This is a genomic window from Paenibacillus marchantiae (assembly GCF_028771845.1).
Lineage (GTDB): Bacteria > Bacillota > Bacilli > Paenibacillales > Paenibacillaceae > Paenibacillus > Paenibacillus marchantiae.
On record NZ_CP118270.1, the window covers coordinates 708,751 to 727,721 of the forward strand.

The following is an 18,971-nucleotide window of genomic DNA, read 5'->3' on the forward strand; positions in this document are numbered from 1 at the left end:
GACTACGTGCTACCGGGAGGGAATCTCTTCCGGTTGGTTTACGTTCCCGGCAAATAACCATGCTCCAGTGGATTTATGCACTACAGCAACCATAAATGGACGATTAACCTCCATCTTGATTGGATCAGTTGGTGGAGCACTTCCAGCCTGCATCTCTACCAGCGTTGAAGCTGCCGCTACAGTCCCTTGCTCGCTCACTTCCATCACGGCACGATGCAGTACCTGACCAATGTATGCTTGCAAGTTCGGCCCGGGAGACATCATTTCCGTGAAATTGGCAGCATACGGATCAAAGGCCATTTCCATCCCCATCTGCTGCAACGTCTCTTTCAGGTTCATGCCATACTCCGCACGAAAACGTGGCAAGGACAGCTCAACTAGGCTATATTCGGAGCCACGATCAAGCCGTTTTGGGTCATCCAGCAACTGCTGCTGAACCTCATCCAGCGTACGCCCCTCTCGTGGCAAAACGACAAGCAGATGCATCTGGCCATCTCCGTAAGGCAGCCTCACCGCCTGCCAAGCCTCATTCTCCGAGTATTGGAACTGCTTTGTCTGATGCATCATCCGCACAGATAATGCCTTTCCATTTGCCAGCTTAAACTCATCATCCGTCGTGTACTCCGGGTCAAACTCAGCCATCCAGTTTCCATCAAATGCAATGGCATTCACAAGAATCATCAGGGTTTCCTTTGCAGGTGGCTCCTGCATCAAGTTTGAAATCATACCTTCGGTGTGCTGCTTCACCCATTGATTGATCTCTTCCGTTGCTTGTGCTGGTTGTCCATTGAGTGTCCTGATTTCGGCTTCATACGTTTGCTGTACGGCTGTTTGGTACGTTTCCTCTACCGGAATTCGGTCCTTCACCCACATGGAGTTCGCAATACCGATCTGTATGCCTTTTCCCGGATAGGTCAACAACTGCTGCAAAGCCGCTTGAGAAGCATTTACTCGTTCCATTTCTAGCCCCGACCAGCCCATGACCTCTGCCATCTCTCGCCTAGTCTCACCTACGCTACCGTTATATGCCATGCCAATCGCTGCCGCAATGCTATAAGGGGAGATGAGCAGATTATTCCCATCAGTCTTCTCTTTTGCGCCCATCTGTTGAAGGATGTGCAGTCCCATGGTGTTCATGGATTGGATTGTTTCAGGTTCGATCTCTTTCAGAGCAGCTTTTCGTTCTGACTCGGACAGCTCCTGATTCGAATTGAATTGCATCTTGTTCGGGTCCCCCTTTGCTGAACAGCTCGTAATGATCAGCCCACTTATACAGCATAATAACAGTAGTACTCCTAACCGTGCATGCATCGTAATCCCCCCTCATCCGTAATACTCAGATACCCGTCATAGCAATTTACTGATTCCCTTTTTTTACTAGACGTACGGTTGAGAAAAAAGGTTACTTTACACTCATATGCCAAGGTCACCAATTTCTACTGTAGAAAACACCATTCAAAACGACTCAAAACGGTTATATCTATACCATATACGAATGGAGGGATTCCCTATGATTCCAGCAACGTTGGAACAATTAGAGCAAGTTCGCAAGGAATGCCGCACCATGGTCAAAAAGAGAGCCACCGCTTCCGCTGGTACAACACTCGTTCCTCTTCCAGGTACAGACGTCCTGGCTGATGTGGGAATGCTCATGCAGCTACTGCCTGCCATAAACAATAAATTCGGATTATCGCAAAAACAGCTCGACGGGTTGGACCCTGAGACCAAATCCATGATCTACGGATTCGTCATGTCCATCGGAAGTAAAGTTATTGGACGTATGGTAACCAAAGAACTGGTAGTAGTCGTGCTAAAAAGGGTCGGAGTACGCGTAGCCACCAAATCAGTCGCCAAATTTGTACCTTTTGCAGGTCAAGGACTGGCTGCCGCGCTCAGCTTTACAGCCATGCGGTATGTCGGCAACAAACATGTTGAGGACTGTTATGAGGTCGTGAAACGTATGATCGAGCAGCGTGAATTACTACCGGGCGAGCCGGCACCTTCTGCGCTTGAGGAAGCAGACGAAGATCCAAAGCTGGAGGTAAAGACGTCATCCGGCGACATCGAAGGTAAAGCTCCAGAAGATTCGAAAAAGGACTAAAGAAAGAAGAAATTATATCGTGGGACTTTCCGCGGTAGCAAACAAATAGCCGGGTTCACCTAAATGGTGAACCCGGCTATTATGTTAACGCCATCTAAGATCAGATCGCCTGTGGCTGTTGCTCCGTAAACTGACTGTTGTACAGATCAGCATAGAAGCCTTGTTTCTCCATCAGTTCCTCATGATTACCCTGCTCAATCACGTTACCATGATCCATGACAAGAATCAGGTCGGCTCCGCGAATGGTGGACAATCTGTGGGCAATGACAAAGCTGGTGCGATCCTTCATCAGATCATTCATCGCTTTCTGGATGAACACTTCGGTCCGTGTATCGACACTGCTCGTCGCTTCATCGAGAATCAGAATGGCCGGATTCGCCAGAATTGCTCTCGCAATAGTCAGCAATTGTTTCTGCCCCTGTGAAATGTTCGATGCTTCTTCATTCAGCACCGTATCATATCCATCAGGCAAGGTACGAATGAAGTGATCAGCATGGGCCGCATCGGCTGCCTTGATGACTTCCTCTTCCGTTGCGCCTTCTCGGCCATAGGCGATGTTGTCACGAATCGTTCCGTTGAACAGCCATGTGTCCTGAAGCACCATCCCAAACAGGCTGCGCAGCTTGCCGCGCTCCATGTCCACGATATTAACACCGTCAATTGTAATTTGGCCGTCCTGAATTTCATAGAAACGCATCAGGAGGTTGATCAACGTTGTTTTCCCCGCTCCAGTCGGTCCGACGATGGCTACCGTCTGTCCCGGTTTTACATCAATATTCATATTTTGAATGAGTAACTCATCCGCTTTATATCCAAAATTCACACCATGGAATGCAACGGCACCCTGTGGATACTGCAATTGTACTGGTTTTGAAGATTCTGGAACCTCTTCCTCTTCATCCAGCAATTCAAATACCCGCTCCGCCGAAGCGATGGTGGACTGAATGATATTCGAGATGTTGGCAATCTGGTTAATTGGCTGAGTGAACTGACGGGAGTACTGTGTGAATGCAAGGATATCCCCGATGGAGATGGCACCACGTGTAACAAAGATCCCGCCGACCACACAAATTAGCACATAACCAAGGTTACCTACAAACGTCATCAGTGGCATAATAATCCCTGAGATAAACTGGGCTTTCCAACCGGATTCATACAACTCTTCGTTCACTTTTTCGAACTGTTCTACCGAATGTTCTTCCCGTCCAAAGGCTTTGACCACCTTATGTCCGGTGTACATTTCCTCAACATGGCCATTCAATTCACCAAGTGATTTCTGCTGGCCTGCAAAGTGTTTTTGCGAACGGGATGCCACCAGAATAACAACAACTACACTTAATGGCAGTGTCAAAATGGTTATCAGGGTCATCCATGGACTAATGGTCAACATCATGATGATAACCCCGACAATGGTGACTACAGACGTAATGAACTGCGCCAAACTTTGCTGGAGCGTATTACTGATGTTGTCCACATCGTTCGTCGCCCGGCTTAATGTTTCCCCGTGGGTACGGGAGTCAAAATATTTCAGCGGCAGACGTCCAACCTTGGCACTGATCTGCTCACGCATGTCATACACAACTCGCTGAGCAACACCAGCCATCAGATATTGCTGAATGTACATGAAAGCTGCACTAAACAGATAGAGTCCCCCAAGCAGATACAATACTTTCATCAAGGCAGGAAAATCAATGCCGGCCCCCTGTACACCCTGAAGGATGGCAATAGCGCCTTTACTGAGAATATCCGTACCTTCTGCCATAACCTTTGGGCTGATAATGCTGAACACGGTACTTAGAATTGCAGCAACCAGCACACCCAGCAAACGATAGCTGTGGGGCTGAAGATAACGCATCAAGCGTCGCAGTGTACCTTTGAAATCCTTCGCTTTCTCCACGGGAGGCCGCATGCCCATTCCGCCTCCGGGATGACCCGGCCCGCCAGGGGGACGAGATGACTTGCGTTCTGTACGTTCACTCATGCGATCTCCTCCTCTGTCAGCTGGGAGGATACAATCTCGCGATATACTTCATTGTGCTCCATCAGCTCTTTATGTGTTCCCGAACCGACAATCCGTCCCTCATCCATAACCAGAATGCGATCTGCATCCATAACCGTACTTACGCGCTGAGCCACAATAAGCACTGCTGCTTCAGTCGTTTCGGACTTCAGGGCAGCACGAAGTTTGGCATCAGTTTTGAAATCGAGAGCCGAGAAGCTGTCGTCAAAAATATATACTTCCGGACGGCGAACCAGTGCGCGTGCAATGGACAAACGCTGCTTCTGTCCACCGGATACGTTGTTACCTCCCTGCGCAATGACGCTGTCGTAACCGTCTTTCATCTCCGTAATGAAGTTCTCTGCCTGGGCCGTTTGAGCGGCTCGAACAATCTCCTCCATCGTGGCGTCATCCTTCCCGTGGCGGATATTCTCCGCAATCGTTCCGGTGAAAAGAATTGCTTTTTGTGGTACAAATCCGATTTTGGCCCGCAGATCTTCCTGCCGTAGCTCACGGACATCTGTTCCATTTACCCGTACAGTGCCCTCCGTTACATCATAGAAACGTGGAATGAGACTGAGCAATGTGGATTTACCTGAGCCCGTACCCCCAATAATCGCTGTGGTCTCACCCGGGCGTGCCGTAAATGAAATGCCTGACAACGCAGCATTTTCCGCACCCGGATAACGGAATGTCACGTTATCGAATTCAATCGTGCCTTGCAGCGATTTCATCTCACGAGGCTGCTCTGGGTTGCTGAGATCCGGATGCATATCCAATACTTCGTTGATCCGCTCTGCCGAAGCCGAAGCTCTTGGAATCATGACAAAGATAATGGAGACCATAATGAGGGAGAACATGATTTGCATCGCATATTGAATAAAGGCAATTAATGAACCAATATTCATATTCCCGCTGTCGATACGCTGTCCACCGAAATACAGGATGGCAATCATTGAAAAGTTCATAACCAGCATCATAACAGGCATTAATGTTGCCATGAGCACATTCACTTTAATGGAAACGTCTCTCAGATCTGTATTGGCTCCATTAAAGCGAGCACGTTCATGTTCCCCACGATTAAAGGAACGAACCACGCGAATCCCAGTTAGTTGCTCACGCAGGACCAGATTGAGTCGGTCGAGTTTTTTCTGAATTTGTTTGAACAAAGGTAGACCTTTCGCACCAATCAGTGCAATGGCTCCAGCCAGTACAGGCAAGACAACCAGGAAGATGGTCGATAATTTGGCATCCTGGGATACCGCCATGAAGATACCACCGATACACATCATCGGAGCCATAACCATCATGCGCAGCATCATCGTTAATACGTTCTGTACCTGCGTAATATCATTGGTGGTACGGGTAATTAGTGATGCTGTACCCAATTTATCAAATTCCTGCAGCGAATAGTTCTCCACATGGCGGAATACTCTGCTGCGCAGCTGTTTGGCAAATCCACCCGCTGTGCGGGATGAAAGGTAACTGGCTGTGATGGAACAAGCCGTGCCTGCTATCGCAATCACCAGCATCCAGCCACCAATCTGCCAGATGTATGGAACATCTCCTTTTATTATGCCGCCATTAACGATGTCCGCCATCAGGGTTGGCAAATACAGTTCAGCTAACGACTGTAACAGCACCAGACCCAGTATGAAGAAAATGGGGACTCGGTAAGGCTTAAGCATGCGAAACAATTTCATCATGGCTTATCATCTCCTTGTGTGGACGCATCCATCTGTTGGGAAACTTTTGTATCAAAAAAGGTGTACACCTTGGTCAACAATGCCGCTAACTGAAGACTGTCTTCCTCACCCAGATGCTCAACGAGCTTATTAAATATCTCCATGCGCTCTTGATGTGCCGCCCGAATAATTTCACGACCTGCTTCGGTAATGGTGATGCGGACTGCGCGACGATCCTCCGGGTCCATGGTTCGTTCAACCAGCCCTTCGTCTTCAAGCCCTCGAATGACAGGAGTAATCGTCGGCGATTTCACACGCAACAAAGCACTAATTTCCGATACTTTTAGTCCTGGATGATTTGAATGTAGTGTGTCATTGAAATTAGGAGGATTATCCTGCCAATTCAATCGTTCTCCCGGATGCATGCCGTGGAGCAAACAACCCAGTACCATAATTTCATTGTGATTACGCCCATGTGGTTTATGTTGCCTCCATTTGCCTTTATTAAACTGCATTATGGAATACAAAAGCTTCTGGGCTACCGGATCTATGCCAGTCATTATTGTCCCCCCTTTAATTTCATTATCATTCCATAGACGTCCAACATCATAGGACATCTATTAAATAGCATTCCAATTAAATAGCCAATCAATTAATTAGGTGTACTAAGTATATTCCTGCAAAAGTTGAATGTCAAATAGCAAATGCACACCAAAAAACCGTGACTTTAAAGCCACGGTTTTGAACCAATTATAGAAGAATCAGGACTGTGAAGCAGAAACAGTTTTGAGCGCAGAAGCAAAAGGGAAATACTCCTTCGCATTGTTGTAGGCAATGCCCTGTACGATCTGTCCAAGTAGTTCCATATCATGTGGTACCTCGCCTTGTTCGGCCCATTCACCGATGAGGTTGCAGACCAGGCGGCGGAAATACTCATGTCGTGTGTAGGAGAGGAAACTGCGGGAATCGGTTAGCATACCGACGAAACGGCTGATTAGACCTACATTCGCCAGCGCCTTCATTTGAGCGAGCATGCCGTCCTTCGTATCGTTGAACCACCAGGCTGCACCAAGCTGGATTTTGCCTGGAATGCCGCCGCCCTGGAAGCTGCCGATAATCGCTGCGAGCACTTCATTGTCCCGAGGATTCAAGGAATACAAGATCGTTTTCGGCAGTGCCTGCTGCTGCTCCAGCGCATCGAGTAATCCGATCATGGCTGAGGAAAGCGGCGTATCATTAACGGAATCATAACCGGTATCCGGGCCAAGCTGGGCGAACATACGGCTGTTATTGTTGCGGGCCGCATTAATATGGAACTGCATTACCCAGCCCCGATCTGCGTACAGCTTGCCGAGGAAAGCCAGCGTTACCGTCTTATACTTGTCCTCTTCCTCACGACTAACCTTCTCGCCTGCAATAGCCTTGGCAAAAATCGCTGCTGCTTCCTCACGTGTGGCCGTGCCGTAAGGTACATAATCGAGTGCATGGTCAGACACCCGGCCTCCTACGGAGTGGAAGAACTCTACCCGGGACTCTAGGGCCGAGAGGAATGAGTCATAATCGGAAATCGCCGTTCCGGCTGCCTGCGACAGCTTGCCTACCCATTCCGAGAAGGTGTCACGGTTCAATTCCAATCCTTTATCCGGACGGAATGAAGGCAGTACAGCGGTATCGAAACCTTCGATCTCCTGAATCTTCAGGTGGTATTCCAAGGAATCACACGGATCATCCGTCGTGCATACCACGGTAACATTGGATTTGGTAATGAGATCACGTGCACCGAATCCGTCACTGTTCAGTTTGGCATTTACTTTTTCCCAGATAGCCGGGGCGCTCGTCTCATTCAACACTTCATAGACACCGAAATAACGCTGTAATTCCAAATGAGACCACGCGTACAGCGGGTTACCAATCATCATCGGTACAGTTCTGGCGTACGCCAGAAAACGATCATAATCGGTTACGCCCTCTCCTCCCGTAATGTACTGCTCCTCAATCCCGTTTGCGCGCATCAGCCGCCATTTGTAGTGATCACCGTATAACCAAGCCTCTGTAATATTGCCAAAGGTTTTATTCTCGTAGATTTCCTGTGGACTCAGGTGGCAGTGATAGTCAATAATCGGCATGTCCTTCGCATAGTCCTCATATAACTTGATCGCCGTTTCATTGTGCAGCAAAAATTGTTCATCCAGAAAAGACTTCATTCGCCTCGCACGCTCCCTTTAGGTGAGTTTACGTTCATATGGGTTCACTTCCCAATCTTTACGCTACACTGTTTGCCCGCAAAGTTCAATATAAAATGATAGCGTTATCACAAAAGGTTGATTTAGGCATATTTACTGGAACAAGGTATACTGTTTTTAATCTAATTGATGCTGATCTGAAGATGATAGAAGGAGATGAAATGGATGAAAATAACATTTCTCGGTACAGGAGACATGTTCAGTGTAGAGCAACACCACAACAGTATGCTGGCCGAATTCGGCGATACACATCTGGTGATTGATTTTCCGGAATCCAATGCAAAAGCATTAAAGGAATACGGCTTTCCAATGACGGGTATTCACAATGTGTTTATTACCCATCTGCATGAAGATCATATTAACGGAGTACAGATGCTCGGATATTATTCACAGATTGTGGGCGACCGCAAGCCACGTCTGTTTATTCACGAAGAACTGGTTGATCCGTTATGGAACATTTTATCCCCAGGCATGCGTTATACAACCGATGGGGAGCGTACGATGAGCGACTATTATGATATCGTACCTTTACCGGATGGAGGCACATTTGAACTGGGGGGCGTAACGTTTGAGACTTTTCGAACACAACACGTGCCGGGTATGGTCAGCAACGGCCTTCTTGCAAAGCCCTACTTCTACTATAGCGCAGACAGCACGCTCGATCAGGAACGGGTAGAGCAGGCCGCCACAGACGTACAGCTCATTTTCCACGAATGTCATATGCATGACCTGGTGATCAAATCACACACCTCACTGAAGGATCTGCAACAACTGCCTGCCGAAGTGAGACAGAAAACCGTGCTCATGCATTATCATGATGAATACGCCGATGCGGATAAACGGACACAGTTCAACCAAGAACATGATCTAAGAATGGTGGGCACGCTGGAGTCGTTTGAACTGGAAGTGTAGTACGCAACTCGAACTATATGTATCACCAAAATAAAGAGGCGGCATCCATTCAGGTTCCTTTGAAGGAGCATTTCGGGTGCTGCCTTTCTATTGATCTGCATTCCATGATTTCATATATTCAATAGTTTCAGGAGATGGTTTGGCTTTAACATGAACGTAATCTTCCGTTCGCTGATCATTTGGTCCGTAGGAAATTTTGATATACATATCCTGATACGTTTTAATGCTATTACTATGGATCTCCGCTTTGGGCTTCAAAATATAATCTCTGAGTAAACTTAATCCCAATGGTTCTTTTCCAGGACCCAGAGTAGTCTCGTGCGTATTTAACGCATTGGAGTTGAGGAGCTCAGTTGCGTTAATGCTGTTCATCAAGGATGGATCAAGTGTAAAAGACTGTATTACATTGACCATCGGTACCCGGGCCTCTTGAACAGAAATTTCATATATAATGCGGTCCAGATCCGATTCATGATTAACCCTAACGGTAGCAGTCAAGCTATAATCATCTGGCAAACGCTCCTGAAAGGAATCTGGATTTTTCAGCAAACGCTGGGTCAAATCTCTTCGTTCGGTATTCAGCGTATAATCATCCGTTCGCTTTGGTTCTCCCCTTGGCCCTTTGTTTGTTCCCCAACTGCAAGCCCCCAGACAGACCGCCATTACAAGCAGCCACAACCCCAAGTGTACTAATTTCCTCACCCGATTTCCCCCTCGGTATGATCTATCTAAGATGAACACGAACCGATTTTAATAGTAATCATTATATTGGTTTATTATTCCATATAAGGATAACACGAATAAACTCACTCCACCTAACATAAAAAACCACCTGCCTGGCAGATGATCACCAGTTCAGATGGTTTAACTGTCTATATATGAAGATTCACTGATCAATGATCCTCACCGTATTATTGAGCATCAGATTCCTCACCCTGATCCGGAAGAACCCACACGGAGACGCCCCCACCACATACATGGAAAGTGGCCCATCCGTCTTTCTCAATAGTAATGCTATCCTCACAGCTGTGCGTCAGATCGGTCCAGACTTCGCCAGCACGGTGTTCGCCAACAAACATTCTTTTCTCACCATCATCACCATTCGAGATAACTACTGCACAACCAGAACCTTCGATTTCGTCCACCCCGCGGCGTACCCACCCAATCGTGTTCGCGTGATCGAAGTAATCTTCCTGCTCTCCATAAGCTTTGTCGTAACGGGCTGACATCAGAATGTCGAGAATGTCCTTCTTGCCCTCGACAGGTTCGGGACCACCAATGCCGTAATAATCACCGTAAAAGACAACCGGATAACCGTCACGACGCAGCAGCGTCAGCGCATATGCGCTCGGCTTGAACCAATCGCCTACCCAGGATTCCAGCGCTTCATGCGGTTGGGAATCATGGTTATCGACAAACGTTACAGCATGCGTTGGATGTGTCTGCACCAGGGTATCATCAAAAATCTTGGAAAGATCGAAATCCCGCCCAGCCAGAGAGGCTTCATGAAGTTTGTAATGCAGGGACACATCGAACAGATCAATCTGATAGTCCACCGTATCCAGGAATTCACGGCATGCATCGAGATTGGAGTTCCAGAACTCACCTACAATGTAGAAGTCCTGCCCGCGTTTGCGGATCATCTCAGCAGCGAATTCCTTGATGAATTCGTGGTTGATATGTTTGATCGCATCCAGTCGAAAACCGCTGCATTGCAGCGTATCGATGAGCCATTTTCCCCATTGGAGCATTTCCTGCCGGACATCCGGGTGATTGTAATCGATATTGGCGAACATCAGGTAATCATAATTGCCGAACTCATCGTCGACATTTTGATTCCAGTTCTTGTTCTCCCCCGCAATGCGGAACACACCGCTCCGTTCTTCCTTGGCATCAAAGTCGGTACCGTTGAAGTGTTCGGCGTTCCATTTGAAAGAGGAGTACTGATCCCCGCGGCCCGGAAATGTGAATTTGGTCCAGCCCTCAATCTCGAACGGTTTGGAGATTTCCTTCAATCGATCATTGGGATCAACCTCAATCACCTTGAAAACTTCCGTCTCATCGGCCCCCGCCTTATGGTTCATCACCAGATCCACATAGACGGCAACACCATTCTTCTGGCACTCGGCAATCGCATCCACCAGTTCCTGCTTGGTACCGTATTTGGTGCGCACGCTGCCTTTCTGGTCAAATTCGCCCAGATCGTACAGGTCATATACGCCGTAACCGGTATCCTCGGGAGATACGGCTTTGGTCACCGGAGGCACCCACACGGAGTCAATGCCTTTTGCTTTCAGTTCTGGCGCCATTTCGGCCAATCGTTTCCAGTGGTTTCCGTCTGCGGCCAGGTGCCATTCAAAAAACTGCATCATCGTATGATTTCTCTTCATTCCCAACCGACCTCCTTGATTGCTTTCGAAGCGGACCACGGCACGTATCTGTATCGTCCTTGTTCGTTCGTATGCTATCCAAGTAATACCCTTTTCGGCCTATCCTTCAATCATGAACAGCAAAGAAAGCTGAAAAAGTCTGCGATCGATCTTTAGCTATATATCGTTATTGGGGTGAAATCCGTGTGTAGTCCTGCCATTCCTCGGGCAGCAATGAACGATATGGTTCCTCGGTGAATCGATCGTCGACCAGTACCAGTACGCCCTTGTCCTCTTCCGTACGTATCAGCCTTCCACCTGCCTGCAATACCTTGTTCATGCCGGGGAAAACATAGGCATAATTGAATCCATTGCGCCCTGTCCGACTATAATAATCGCGGAGTACGTTGTTCTCCAGACCGATCTGGGGAAGTCCGGCACCGACCACCACAACCCCATTCAGACGATCACCCGGCAGATCCACACCTTCGGAAAACACACCACCCATAACGGCAAATACCAACCGTGTTCGTTCAGGATGTGGCTGGAACGCGTTCAGGAACGCCTCCCGTTCCTCTTCACTCATGCCCTGCTCCTGCATCACGACTTCTGCCTCGCCCGGCTGTTCCATATACGTCGCATGTACTTCGCGCATATAAGGATAGGATGGGAAAAAGACGAGCAGGTTGCTATGTGGCCACTCTGCAACCAATTGGCGCAGCATATTGGCAATTGGCTGTCTGGAACGTTCACGATCCCGATAGCGAATCGATAATGGCAGCAATCTCACATCCAGCTGCTCCCGCTGGAAAGGCGAAGCAATACGTAAGGTATAATCCTCTTCCTCCGCACCTAGCATATCCCGGTAATAACCAAGAGGTGACAATGTCGCAGAGAAATGAATGGTAGAGCGGAACCCCTTGGCAGTCTGGCGCAGCAGCACAGATGGATCCAGGCAGAACAGCTTCACTCGTACTTCACTTCGTACACATTCCGCATAGGTAATGAAGCGTTCATCGTACAACTTGGCAATACGCAGGAAATTCTGTGCGGTGAAGTAGGCTGCCAGCAGCAATTCATCCGTCTCGGCATTTGCCGAACCGCCTTCAACAAGGCATTGCTCCGCAACCATGACAAAAGGCTCCAGCAGTTCAATCAGTTCCTCTGGCGCCTCCTGTTGCAGCAATTTGCCCTCATCCCCACCATTTTTGCGAAGCGTAATCAGGTATTTGTCGATGGCTCCCGTCCGATCCGCGATGGCTTTAGCGGCAGTCACACTGCTGCCCAGCGTTTGGAATTCCCTTTTGACATCCAGAAAGACGGCCTTCTCCAGCTCTGCCGAAAACATCATTCGGCCCCGATCGACCAGATTATGTGCCTCATCGACCAGTAATACCGTCTTGCGCTTCTGCTCCTCCAGCATTCGTTTGAGCGAGATACGCGGATCGAAAATATAGTTATAGTCGCAGATCACCGCATCGGCTGCATACGCAGCATCCAGTGAAAATTCAAACGGACATACCCGATGCTTACGTGCGTACTGTTCTATAACCGGGCGTGTCATTAACGTCTCATGTTCCAGCATATCCAGCACGGCTCCATTAATACGGTCATAATATCCTTCGCACATGCCACACTGTCCCGTATCACAGGCTTCCTCTTCCTTGAAACAGATCTTGTCCTTTGCGGTCAGACTGATCACATGCATCTTCAATCCTTCCGCCTGCATCCGGGCAAAAGCCTCTTCTGCCGCCACTCGCGTCGTCGTTCTTGCGGTCAGATAGAACAATCGTTTGGCTTCTCCTTCACCAATGGCCTTGACCGTGGGAAACAGGACTGACATCGTTTTGCCAATACCCGTTGGCGCTTTCGCCATCAGTCCCTGCCCCTCGCGGATGGTCTTGTATACGGCTCCTGCCAGCTTGCGCTGTCCCTCTCTGTATTTGCGAAAAGGGAAAGGCAGCTCTCGCACGCTTATATCGCGCTTCTCTTCATAAGCCACAATCATCTCTGCGTATGGCGCGTAACCAGCGACCAGCTCTGCTGCAAACTGTTCCAGCTCCTGCCGTTCCAGCATCCGCCGAAACCGTCTTTCCTCATTATTCACGGTGTGCACGTATGTAAGCTGTACCTGCATACGGGGTTCATCATGCTGAACGGCGTACATATAGGCATACATCATGGCCTGCGCCCAGTGTACGGGGGCCCCATCGCCCAGATCGTCCAGATTGCCCGCAGTTGATTTGATCTCATCCACCGTCAGCTGACCATCCAGACGAATCAGCCCGTCACATCGTCCCTCCACCACGTAGGTCAAGTCTCCATGCTGCAGTTCCACTTCGAGAACGACTTCTTTCAAATCCTCTTCTGTGTAATCCTTCTGCACTCGCTGGTGTATCCGGGTTCCCTCCTGCATCGATGCATTCGAGCGGAACCCTGGACGTATGCTGCCACTGCGGTACACATATTCCACCAAAGGCCTGACTGATATTCGAATTGCGGTTGTCATGCGATCACCCGTTCTGTTTGTAGTGACTATACTTTATCACGAAAAGCGGTGCTCAAACCAGCCAATCAGCGGATTGGACCCGTCCTTTCCCATATGCTATGTTGGGGTGTATAAGTTGAACTAGATAAAGTTACACTTGCCACTCCGATGACAGAACAATCTTCCGATCGCTGTTATCCCCAGATTTTTTGATTCATTTTCACAAAGGTAAACATCCGGGGATAAAGGCGAACGCTTCGCTTCTCCAGCTTATTTCTGTCCTCTACGTTCTCGTGTAAAAGTGTAGTTAAACTTATATAGAATGTACGTAAATAAGGAGGCATCTTCTATGTATATCTATTTGGTTCCTTCACCAATTCCGGATGCACTTGCTGCATATCCGCATCTGACTTTGCGCAGCGAGGAACAGGTTCGTTTGGCCATTGAATCGACAGAACGTCTGATGAACATCGAGTCCGATGACAACGTAGCGGCGTACGAAGCCTTCGATGCCGCAGGCTCCTGGACAGGCGGCGGTTATGCCGTTCTCAACAATATACCCGTATCCGAAGATGGACGGAATGACTTCGAGGAACGTTTCAAGAACCGTGCGCGCAAAGTGGAGGACGAACCCGGCTTTGTCGGCATTCGTGTGCTTCGTCCTTTAAAGGACGATACGTATGTCGTACTTACACTTTGGCAGTCCGAGGATCATTTCAAGAACTGGCAGCAGTCCCAAGCCTATAACCATGCTCACCGCAACCGCAGCACGAGTGAAGGGCTGACCGCACAGAAGCCCACCATGTTTCCAAGACCTTCATTCGTCACGACATTCACCATAGAGTAAACGAACGGGAGCAAACTTGTTTTTGTGCTCCAGAATCTGTATGCAAGTTTACAGATATACTGTGATCACACTTTGGACAAGCATCATTTAATTATTTGTACTTTAAAATGATAACCCCTTCCGCCTCTTCATCAATGGAAGGGGCTTTTTGTATACGTGAGGTCAAGAATGATCCCAAGCTCCTCTCTCCTTTTTCCAATAATTGAAAGAAATGAGCAACCCAGAAGTTCGGTGCTTTTGACACGACATGCCATGAGATAGCATAATACTTGTTAAATGAAACTTCGGAAAGGAAGGAAGGCGGTAACTTGTCACGCAATTCACTCACCCGGTTTCTAAGCGGACCGTTTATAGTGTTTACCGTTATTATGATGATCAAAAGCTCTCTGGCCTGGATTGTGATCTTCGATGACATCCCCGTCTGGAAACCGCTGCTGACAGAGTTGCCGCTGATCTGGATCTGCTTCTGTCTAATTGAATGGTTCGCAGCCAAACGCCGGATGTGGCTCTATCTCGGACTAAATTTGGTGCTATCGGGCATCTTCTTCGCAGCGATCATGTATTACAAATATTATGGTGTTATTGTTAATTATCACGCGCTCGCACAGGTTAATCAGGTAACCTCGGTCAAGAGCAGCATGTTCTCTTTGCTCGATCCGTATTATTTGTTTATTTTTGCAGATATTCTGGTTATCACGGGGATTCTGATTCGTCGGCGGATCAAGCTCGGCGGGACTGAACGTCCAGGCAGAGTGCCGCTTGAACGAAGGGCCAGAAGACGGATCGCCTCAGTCATTCTGATTCTGTCGATGATGCTGTGCATGCTCAACATATACCCCAATCGGGCGAGCATGAGCGAGATTACACAGGCGGAGCAGATGGGGATCCTCGGTTACGAAGCGTACACCATCCTGGCTGATCGGCCTGACAAACCCATGCCCCTCGATCAAATCGATCAGAAGCATATCGACGAGATTAAACAAACGACAGCACTACCCGCTGTTGTGGAGGAGGGTGCAGCCAAGGGACGAAACGTCATTGTCCTCCAGCTCGAATCATTCCAGAACTTCCTGATCGGATTGCAGGTGGACGGACAGGAAGTTACACCCAATCTGAATATGTTGGCTGGACAAAGCCTGTATTTCCCCAACTTTTATCAGCAAGTGGGACAGGGAAACACGTCGGATGCCGAGTTTGTCGTGAATACATCGTTTTATACACCGCCCAACGGAGCCGCAGCTACCGTCTATGCTAATAAGGAATTGCCAAGTCTGCCCAGACTGATGTCCGCGAACGGTTACCAAACAGCCACGTTCCATACAAATGATGTGCACTTCTGGAATCGCGATCAGTTATACAAGGCGCTTGGATTTGATCAGTATTATGACATAAATTATTTCGGAACAGAGGATTCCATCGCCTTCTCGGCATCGGATGAGGTGTTGTACAGCAAAACACTTGATAAACTGGAGGACATGCAGGACACGGGATCACCTTTCTATGCACAAATCATATCCATGTCTGCGCACCATCCTTACCATTTACCAGAAGATAAGAAAAGTCTGACGTTGCCGGAACGGTACGTTAATACGTTGCCCGGGGATTATCTTGTATCCCAGCATTATGCCGATCAGGCGGTGGGACAATTTATTGAGGGACTTAAGGAACGTGGACTATGGGAAAATAGCGTGCTGGTCGTTTACGGTGACCATCTGGGTCTGCCTATCTACTCGCTGGATCGGACTGACGAGAAGCTCATGCAGGAAATCTACGGTCGGGAGTACACGTCTGCGGACATGATTAATATTCCACTTATCGTCACGGCTCCTGGCATCACGCCGGCAGCTCAGCTGGAACAGATCGGAGGACAGGTGGATATTCTGCCAACGATCGCCGGGTTGACCGGTGCCTCTCTCCAGAACCAACTGTATTTCGGGCAGGATTTGCTGCGTGATGGAAATAATCTGCTGCCAGAGCGCTATTATCTGCCCTCCGGTTCCGTACTGAACGATGCTTCACTGTTCGTTCCTGAAACGGGGTACGGTGACGGTACTCATTACTCCCTTGCGGATGCCGGGAGACAGGATGTCGTTTCGGCAGAGCTTGATCAGGAGAAGGGGACGATTCCAGACAGTCTGGAGGATGAACCGGCCGTGCCCGCATCTGCCATACCAACCGAAGAGGGATCGACCTCTTCCGAATATATTACGAAGGAACAGTACGATCGGGCTTTGGATCTTCTACACTTATCCAACAGTTATCTGAGTCAGTTACCGAATCGAAATGCCGTAAAATGATCCAACATGCGAAATGAACTTATTTTTAACTTTAACAATTTTAATCCATCATGAAAAAAGACAAGAGCCCATGAAAGGTCTGAAACGACCTGATTCATGGGCTCTTTCCATTCCTTCTAACCTCTATATCTAACACCTTTCTCCCCAACTTTCTAACAAAAAGACACCTATAACCACCCGAATCATCCATTGCCAACAAATTCCCCTCTTTAGCGAAGACACCTGGACGTTCCTGTTCCTTGAGCAGCGGTTTACAATGAAAGCGTATTATTCCTTGTTGAAGGAGGAGAATTATGAAATTCGATCTGAACTTTGTACCCTTCAGCCGCAGAGAGTCGTTCCTTGCCGTCTCTCTTCTGCCTGAAGGCAAGAATAGACAGCAGGGCCTCTACCTACGAACTGTGCGGGGTGGGGATGATAAATTTGGCGAGGCGTTCCGTATTGAACTGTTGGATCAGCAGAATCAGACGATTCCATTCACGGCAGAAGCTTCTCCAGAAACTGTCCGGCTGAATTCACCAGAGCCCGCAATCTTTGCCGAAATCTGTATTTCGGATAGCTGCACGGTCCGCTTCCGCTCGAAAGGGTGCGGGATCAGATTGACCTTTATCCCCTCAACTTATGATTATGCATATGAGGTCAATAAGAACAGCTGGGAAGTAAATAGCTTCACCCATGAATGCCGCTTCATGCTGACTGGAATTGTAGGCGACATGAAGCTGGAAGTGCCGTGGGATAAAATAAAGAGCTCACGCGTAATCGCAGAGTTCAATCCGGATACAGACACGAATACAGCTGAGTTTGCCGTTGAGGAGTTCCGCACAGTATGGGAGCCTCGCCCACAATGGGATTCCTTTGATGATGACGTAAAAGCGGTTCGGACTGAATTCAGCCAGTGGCTGGACAGCAGTCTTGCGATCCCTGATCGCTGGCAGGATGCGCGGGAGCTCGCGGCTTACATTACTTGGTCCTGCCTCGTTCCGGCGGAGGGTTGTCTGACGCGTCCAGCTATGTATATGTCGAAGAACTGGATGACGAATATATGGAGCTGGGACCACTGTTTCAATGCGATGGCGCTTGTTCGCCATGATCCAAAGCTGGCGTGGGACCAGTTCATGATCTTTTTTGATCGGCAAGATGAGAGTGGATTAATTCCTGACTTTGTGAACGATAAATATGAACTGTGGAACTGCAACAAACCTCCTATTCACGGATGGACACTGGCTTGGATGATGCAACGTACGGATTATATTCGCGAGGCGCAGCTTCGTGAAGTGTACGGCCCATTGTCCAAGTGGACGAAATGGTGGTTCAGGTATCGTGATGATGATGGTGATGGGATTCCCCAATATAACCACGGTAATGATTCCGGTTGGGATAACAGCACCGCGTTTAATAATGGAATTCCCGTAGAAAGTCCGGATTTAGCTGCCTTTCTGATTATCCAGACAGAGCTTCTGGCTGAAATTGCTGGGTTGCTTGGGCTTACGAAGGAATCTTCGGAATGGAGAAAACTGGCGGATGATACGCTGGAGAAGATGATCAGCCACTTCTGGAAAGAGGATAGATTTATCTCCTTACGTTCAGGTACACATGAGCCTTCAGCTGGAGACAGTCTGCTGTTATTCGTTCCGATCCTACTGGGCAAACGCCTGCCTGAACCCATCAGAGATCTTCTTCTAAAAGGGTTACGGGAGGAGAATCGCTTCCTAACGGAAAATGGTTGGGCGACCGAGAGCATAAGCAGCCCTTACTATATACCAGACGGGTACTGGCGTGGACCGATCTGGGCTCCATCAACCATGCTGCTCGTGGAGGGCGTAGCTGCTGCCGGTGACCTGGAGCTGGCTCGGGAAGTATCCCGCCGCTTCTGCAGTATGCTTAGCCGGAGTGGTATGGCGGAGAACTTCGATGCGTTGACTGGTGAAGGCCTACGTGACAGGGCATTCACATGGACATCGAGTGTGTTCCTGGTTCTGGGGCACGAGTACACAATCTAAAACCAATATTGCACGTCCCTGGCTGCTGTT

The 18,971-nt window shown here is 48.6% G+C and carries 13 protein-coding genes; 5 read left to right on the top strand and 8 right to left on the bottom strand.

Features of this window, described 5'->3' with window-relative positions; genetic code table 11:
* Positions 1 to 9: 9 nt before the first annotated feature.
* Positions 10 to 1,221, bottom strand: a complete 1,212-nt coding sequence (locus PTQ21_RS03280; RefSeq protein WP_274568795.1) for a serpin family protein — start codon at positions 1,219 to 1,221, stop codon at positions 10 to 12.
* Between the two features lie 289 nt (positions 1,222 to 1,510).
* Between PTQ21_RS03280 and PTQ21_RS03285 the strand changes: the two genes are divergently transcribed.
* The gene (locus tag PTQ21_RS03285) at positions 1,511 to 2,101 is read left to right on the top strand and encodes a hypothetical protein (RefSeq protein WP_274568796.1); all 591 of its coding nucleotides are present in this window, start codon (positions 1,511 to 1,513) and stop codon (positions 2,099 to 2,101) included.
* A gap of 100 nt (positions 2,102 to 2,201) precedes the next feature.
* Here PTQ21_RS03285 and PTQ21_RS03290 read toward each other — a convergent pair whose 3' ends face one another.
* The 4 genes from PTQ21_RS03290 to uxaC all read right to left on the bottom strand — a co-directional run bounded on the left by PTQ21_RS03290 (position 2,202) and on the right by uxaC (position 7,989).
* Positions 2,202 to 4,082, bottom strand: coding sequence for an ABC transporter ATP-binding protein (locus PTQ21_RS03290; protein WP_063567313.1), 1,881 nt, complete (start codon positions 4,080 to 4,082; stop codon positions 2,202 to 2,204).
* Positions 4,079 to 5,806: an ABC transporter ATP-binding protein gene (locus tag PTQ21_RS03295; protein WP_063567314.1), complete on the bottom strand. Its 1,728-nt coding sequence runs from the start codon at positions 5,804 to 5,806 to the stop codon at positions 4,079 to 4,081. Before PTQ21_RS03295 ends, PTQ21_RS03290 begins: the two co-directional genes overlap by 4 nt.
* The gene (locus PTQ21_RS03300) at positions 5,803 to 6,345 is read right to left on the bottom strand and encodes a MarR family winged helix-turn-helix transcriptional regulator (RefSeq protein WP_063567315.1); all 543 of its coding nucleotides are present in this window, start codon (positions 6,343 to 6,345) and stop codon (positions 5,803 to 5,805) included. Before PTQ21_RS03300 ends, PTQ21_RS03295 begins: the two co-directional genes overlap by 4 nt.
* A 201-nt stretch (positions 6,346 to 6,546) precedes the next feature.
* Complete coding sequence (gene uxaC / locus PTQ21_RS03305; protein ID WP_274568798.1) at positions 6,547 to 7,989, bottom strand: glucuronate isomerase; 1,443 nt, start codon at positions 7,987 to 7,989, stop codon at positions 6,547 to 6,549.
* A 204-nt stretch (positions 7,990 to 8,193) separates the two neighbouring features.
* Here uxaC and PTQ21_RS03310 point away from each other — a divergent pair, with 204 nt between their 5' ends.
* Complete coding sequence (locus tag PTQ21_RS03310) at positions 8,194 to 8,940, top strand: MBL fold metallo-hydrolase (protein WP_274568800.1); 747 nt, start codon at positions 8,194 to 8,196, stop codon at positions 8,938 to 8,940.
* Positions 8,941 to 9,027: 87 nt separating this feature from the next.
* On the opposite strand, the gene PTQ21_RS03315 is transcribed toward PTQ21_RS03310, so the two are convergent.
* From PTQ21_RS03315 to PTQ21_RS03325, 3 genes are all read right to left on the bottom strand, one after another.
* Positions 9,028 to 9,642 carry a hypothetical protein gene (locus PTQ21_RS03315; RefSeq protein ID WP_274568801.1) on the bottom strand — a complete coding sequence of 205 codons (615 nt, stop codon included), beginning with the start codon at positions 9,640 to 9,642 and terminating at the stop codon, positions 9,028 to 9,030.
* 209 nt (positions 9,643 to 9,851) lie between these two features.
* A complete protein-coding gene (locus PTQ21_RS03320; RefSeq protein WP_063567319.1) occupies positions 9,852 to 11,330 on the bottom strand; it encodes an alpha-amylase in 1,479 nt (492 codons plus the stop codon).
* 166 nt (positions 11,331 to 11,496) lie between these two features.
* A complete protein-coding gene (locus tag PTQ21_RS03325) occupies positions 11,497 to 13,818 on the bottom strand; it encodes a helicase C-terminal domain-containing protein (protein WP_063567320.1) in 2,322 nt (773 codons plus the stop codon).
* Between the two features lie 328 nt (positions 13,819 to 14,146).
* On the opposite strand from PTQ21_RS03325, the gene PTQ21_RS03330 reads away from it, so the two are divergent.
* The 3 genes from PTQ21_RS03330 to PTQ21_RS03340 all read left to right on the top strand — a co-directional run bounded on the left by PTQ21_RS03330 (position 14,147) and on the right by PTQ21_RS03340 (position 18,941).
* Positions 14,147 to 14,644, top strand: a complete 498-nt coding sequence (locus PTQ21_RS03330) for an antibiotic biosynthesis monooxygenase family protein (RefSeq protein ID WP_079695508.1) — start codon at positions 14,147 to 14,149, stop codon at positions 14,642 to 14,644.
* Positions 14,645 to 14,952: 308 nt separating this feature from the next.
* Positions 14,953 to 16,941: an LTA synthase family protein gene (locus tag PTQ21_RS03335; protein WP_274568803.1), complete on the top strand. Its 1,989-nt coding sequence runs from the start codon at positions 14,953 to 14,955 to the stop codon at positions 16,939 to 16,941.
* Positions 16,942 to 17,234: 293 nt separating this feature from the next.
* Positions 17,235 to 18,941: an amylo-alpha-1,6-glucosidase gene (locus tag PTQ21_RS03340; protein ID WP_274568804.1), complete on the top strand. Its 1,707-nt coding sequence runs from the start codon at positions 17,235 to 17,237 to the stop codon at positions 18,939 to 18,941.
* Positions 18,942 to 18,971 lie beyond the last annotated feature (30 nt).